The organism is Vibrio sp. M260121 (assembly GCF_036533715.1).
GTDB lineage: Bacteria > Pseudomonadota > Gammaproteobacteria > Enterobacterales > Vibrionaceae > Vibrio.
In genome coordinates this window covers 1-2,677 of record NZ_JATABF010000092.1, presented here as the reverse complement: position 1 = coordinate 2,677, position 2,677 = coordinate 1, and the positions used below count along the sequence as shown (strand labels likewise).

Annotated in this window: 3 protein-coding genes; all 3 read right to left on the bottom strand. The window is 47.5% G+C overall.

The window, feature by feature from the left end; all coding sequences use genetic code 11:
* Window positions 1-91 precede the first annotated feature (91 nt).
* From QTO06_RS25120 to QTO06_RS25110, 3 genes are read right to left on the bottom strand one after another with little or no spacing between them, the layout of a single operon-like run.
* Window positions 92-1,183 (bottom strand): phage portal protein family protein, encoded by a 1,092-nt coding sequence (locus QTO06_RS25120; RefSeq protein WP_331410314.1) that lies wholly within the window; start codon window positions 1,181-1,183, stop codon window positions 92-94.
* Complete coding sequence (locus QTO06_RS25115) at window positions 1,125-1,550, bottom strand: hypothetical protein (RefSeq protein WP_331410313.1); 426 nt, start codon at window positions 1,548-1,550, stop codon at window positions 1,125-1,127. The genes QTO06_RS25120 and QTO06_RS25115 overlap by 59 nt, the downstream gene beginning before the upstream one ends.
* Window positions 1,551-1,552: 2 nt before the next feature.
* The gene (locus QTO06_RS25110; protein WP_331410311.1) at window positions 1,553-2,569 is read right to left on the bottom strand and encodes a major capsid protein; all 1,017 of its coding nucleotides are present in this window, start codon (window positions 2,567-2,569) and stop codon (window positions 1,553-1,555) included.
* Window positions 2,570-2,677: the final 108 nt, after the last annotated feature.

The window sequence follows — 2,677 nt, the reverse complement described above, 5'->3', positions numbered from 1 at the left end:
CTGGACAATTTATTGGCCGTAAAAGAAAGCGCCTCATTTTCGAGGCGCTCCATTTTGGTCAGGTTGTCTTTTTCAGCGCGCTCCACGTCTGTTAGAACAGCCATAGATGTTTCGCCTCCGTTGGGTCGGATAATTGAATGGAACTGTCTTCATCAGTGACGGCGGACTTGAGAAGCGCTTTGAACTTCTTATCGTCCACTCGCATGCGGATACGTCCATTCATGCTGTTCGCCTGGAATATCCATTTGAATAACGTTTGGTTGAGCGCTTTGAACACCATCTTGGCATCCGCTTTAGCATAGAAGAACGCATTCTGTTGGTGCGTTTCTCCCATCGAGCGCGAGCCATATGCTTGGTTACCCGATGACAGGGTTTGTCCAGTCAGGCGATAAGTGATCTTGTTATCGATGTATTTAATCGCATTCAAGATTTCATCAACCTTTCCTTGTGGGTTGAGCACTTCGATACTGGAGACACCACTGACCGCAGCAACATCGCCGTTCTGTAGTGGTGCGAGAGAATCAGCCACGGCTTGCAGTTGTTTCTTATCCGAGGAATCGGTTAATGCAACCACGTTCGGGATAGCATACTTCTCACCAAGGCGCTCCAGGTTAGCCCAGTTCACCCACTTGGTCTGCCAGATTGGCCAGAGCGGTTCCAGAATTGAATGCCCATAGGGTTTGTCACTGGTGCGTTCACGTGTCACCGGAATGATGCGACCTGTAGGCACAGGTTGAATTTCGCCATAGGTGTTTCGATACGCAACACCACCATCACGCAAAATATAAAAGCTATCAGGACGCTTGGCTTCGGACTCAACTGGAATGGCATTTACGCCATCTTGCTCCCATTTAATTTCGACAGGGCGGTATCCAAACTCAGCAGCCGTCAGCATACGCAACATCAAGTCTTCCATATCTAACTCAGTAAGGATGGCCTTTGCGTTAGCAATGTCGGTCTGTGAGCCTTCGATAATGAACGGAATTTGAGAGGCGAACGCATGACGCATGTCAACGTCCGAGCTGATTTGGTCATCAAGCATCATGGCTCGAATCGCCCCAAAGTAATAGTTGGTGACATTGACAGACTCAGAGCCAATCTCTGTCGGTTGGGGATAGAAGTCTTCAATGACGCCAGAAGGCAGGCCTGCGACCAGGTTTGTGAACAATGTTAGATTTTTCATCTTTCGCTACTGCAGCTCCGACGTAGGTGGATGTGCCAGTGTCATCTTTGTTAATGCCAAGAATGGAATCGATGAGCGCGTATGCCAGCTCTTCTGGCTCTTCAATGTTGAAGAAGTGATGCGCACCTAATTTATAGATGGCCATTTGTACCATCGAAGCAGACAGCACTTCTTTGTCAGAGGCACTAAACGCCCGATTGATGTTGCTGGTTTTTGCCAGGTAGCCGTAACACCACACAGCCGCGCTGTTACAAGAGTCGGTGATGTTGTGTCCATCACCGTAGACGAGGCTGTCATAAATCTGATTATCGAGGGCGTGTTGAACGCCCTCGGGTGTTACTAGACTTTTTAATTCGTCTAGTGTCATCGTTATGCACCGCCACCCATTGCATCGTTACACCAACAAATCGCCGCAACGACAGGAACAGGTACTGGTTTTGAGTGAGCGATAATCTCTGCGCCATTTGGGTTTTCTGACTTAAGTGGCTTCGAGAAGAACGGCAACGCTTTCAAACCTGCATCAAGATCATCAATTGCTAGGTAGTAGAAATCATGGCCAGCTTCAAGGTCAATCATACACAGCGCTTCAGCATTGATTTTATCGACCATGGTTTTTGTGCCGCCCACATAGGTATGGTACTTGCCAGACATACGCTGAATTTTGTAACCACCGATGGTGATTTCGTTTTCAGCAATTTCAATGCTGATGTTGCGAGTATTGGTGCTAGATGCAATGTCCATGATGCGCGCATAAACATCGCGGCCTGCGTAGGTCAAGAGCTTACTGCCATAACCGTTGTCTTCAATTTTTTCTGCCATGCTTTGAAGCAACTTAAACAATTGACCAATGGTGGTATCTGTCGATGACAAGTCGATGGTTCCAGCCGCGCTGTATTCTTCAGTCAGGCCAAAGTCATAGACTTCCAGTTCAATCTCACCACCTTCGGCCTTCATTGGGTATTCCACTTTGCCTGAAAGCGCCATCGCACACATGGCTTCAATACCTTTGTAAACGCGGCGTAGCATGTTGGCATTTTTCGAATCAAACCACTGTTTAGTGGCTTTCATTCCCAACGCCTTTAAGTTGTTCAGCTCAGAGGCGGTCGCAAAATGCGACATCACGAAGCCTTGCGGTTCAATAGATTCAACTTTTACGCCTTCGGTTTTTAGTACTAGCGCTGCAGTACCACGACGAACTACAGGTACGTTCGTGACGGTATCTTTGTATTGAGAGTTCGGCAATGACACGTCATGCCACAGTTGTGCTGGGCCAAACACCGTATTGCGAACTGGCATTGGTACAGGCTTTAATTTCTTTTGTTTGTTTAGGAACTCACCCCAAACATCCAGCTTGGTATAGCTACGGAACAGGTCGATAATATCCATGACTTCTCTCTTTCTTAAAACAGTGTTCAATGCGCCTTAAAATGGCATTTAAGGCGCGTTCAATTTGGGTTACTTGATGCTGACAACTACGTCGTCAGAGTCATCGCC

Bases quoted from the DNA above. Each gene is read 5' to 3' on its own strand.
- QTO06_RS25120 (WP_331410314.1), bottom strand. From the start codon at position 1,183: ATGAAAAATCTAACATTGTTCACAAACCTGGTCGCAGGCCTGCCTTCT.
- QTO06_RS25115 (WP_331410313.1), bottom strand. From the start codon at position 1,550: ATGACACTAGACGAATTAAAAAGTCTAGTAACACCCGAGGGCGTTCAA.
- QTO06_RS25110 (WP_331410311.1), bottom strand. From the start codon at position 2,569: ATGGATATTATCGACCTGTTCCGTAGCTATACCAAGCTGGATGTTTGG.